Below are 1,962 nucleotides of genomic sequence, written 5' to 3' on the forward strand. Positions count from 1 at the left end.
AGCAACGGCCGCACAGTGCACTGAACTACCTTGCGCCGTCAGAGTTTGCGGCGAAACATCGGGCAACCGCGGATGCTCCTGCCGCTTTCCAGGAGCTGGTTTAAAGGGACTTTGCTAGAAGCCCATTGGCCCTATTGAAGGGGGCAGGTCATAGCGGCCAAAGCACGTGACGGAGAGTCGCGGCAAGAGAACGCCAGGGGTGGACGGCAGGATACGATCATCTCTGGCGGCCAGATGGAACGGAATGTTGTCGCTACGTCATCGCGGTTATCGCGCGATGCCACTGCGGCGTGTTTACATTCCCAAGAGTAATGGAAAGAAGCGGCCACTGGGTATCCCCTGCATGCGGTGCCGTGCGATGCAGGCTCTAGAAAGCTCGCTCGGGAACCCGTTGCGGAGATATTTGCAGACGCCAATTCCTATGGTTTTCGGCCCGAACGCTCGACCGCTGACGCCGTCGAGCAGTGCTTCACTATTCTGGCGAAACACACCTCGTCGGAGTGGATTCTGGAAGGTTACATTCGAGGCTGTTTCGACAACTTCAGTCACTCCTACAGATGGATAAAGAGGTTCTGGGCAAGTGGCTTCGAGCCGGATATATCGATGAGGGAACCCTATTCGAGTCGCGGGCCGGTGCACCACAGGGAGGGGTAATCTCGCCCGTAATCGCGAACATGACTCTGGACGGTCTTGAGACGGTCGTTTACGCAAGCGAGAATCTGCGTAAGCCCGGACGAAGCAGGACCAAACTCCACGTCGTTCGTTATGCCGATGACTTTGTGATGACCTGCACCTCGAAACAAGTGCTCGAATCCAAGGTTCTTCCCGCGGTCCGCCGTTTCCTGTCGGATCGTGACCTGGAACTCTCGGAGGAAAAAAACAGGATTACGAACATAGCGGGCGGGTTCGACTTCCTCGGCCAGAGCGTACAAAAGTACGGCGGCAAGCTCCTGATCAAGCCGGCAAAGAAAAACATCAAATCGCCGCTTGATAAGGTCAGGGAAATCGTCAAAGGCAACGCGAGCGCCACGCAGGAAGCGTTGATACAAACGCTCAACCCGGTTATCCGGGGATGGGCCTGTATCACCATCACGTTGTGGCGAAAGCGACCTTCTCATTGGTAGACTCGCACATCTGGCAACTGTCCTGGAAGTGGGCAACGCATCGCCCCCCCACCACGAAAGGAGCACGGTGGGCCAGGAAGAAATACTTCCGGGTAGATGGATGTCGCTCATGGGTCTTCGCTACGGTAGAGTCGGCCGACTACTTCGTCCGCCGTCGAGCCGCAAAACGCTCCATCAAGTTGTTCAGTGCCACGCCCTGGTGCTGAAGAATGGCTTGAGCCGGATGCGGGGTAACTCGCCCATCCTTACCCGACAAAAAATATGAGTACCAACAATGGCTCATCGAGCCAGACGCAGCCAATGGGAGAGAATAAAAAGATGAAGCGCAGAATTGAGCGAGAGCTAGCAGCAAATACGGACAACGATGGGGATACTCGCCTCCCGCCAAAAGATGCGTAACTGTGGGCCATACATCCGCCTCCTCGACAAGGCGATCCCGCCTCTTAGAGCTCCAGCGCAACCCGCCCCCTCATAATCATCGAGACCCGGGGTTCCGTAAGCCCTCCCGCTATCACGACATGCCTTTCACCTCAAATCGCGCACAAAAAAAAACGTCAGATACTGCTCCATTCAGTGGAGCCTGGAGTTGCCCCTGTAACTCAGGACACGTGGACACCGTTAGGTTGATGACGCCGCTGCTCGCCTGAACTCGCGAGGCGAGCGGTATTTCAGGGCTTTGTGCGGGTGGCGCTCATTGTAATGTTCAAACGCAATGGCCAGACGCGAGAGCGCCGTTGGCGCATCGGGCTTGTCCATATAGGCGACGTAATTGTGCTTCATGGTCTTCACGAACGATTCAGCCATGCCATTGCTCTGCGGCGAACGTACGGGCGTGGTC

1 protein-coding gene and 1 pseudogene are annotated in these 1,962 nt (G+C 56.3%); one reads left to right on the plus strand and one right to left on the minus strand.

All coding sequences use genetic code 11. The features are described 5' to 3' along the window. The first annotated feature begins 557 nt into the window (after positions 1–557). A pseudogene (locus CDN36_RS22475) lies at positions 558–1,330 on the plus strand (group II intron maturase-specific domain-containing protein). Between the two features lie 412 nt (positions 1,331–1,742). Here CDN36_RS22475 and CDN36_RS22480 read toward each other — a convergent pair. Further along, on the minus strand, positions 1,743–1,962 hold a 220-nt coding region (locus tag CDN36_RS22480), incomplete at its 5' end, for an integrase core domain-containing protein (RefSeq protein ID WP_287497986.1).

The sequence above is a fragment of the Pandoraea sp. CB10b_02 genome, assembly GCF_002216225.1.
Classification (GTDB): Bacteria; Pseudomonadota; Gammaproteobacteria; order Burkholderiales; family Burkholderiaceae; genus Pandoraea; species Pandoraea nosoerga.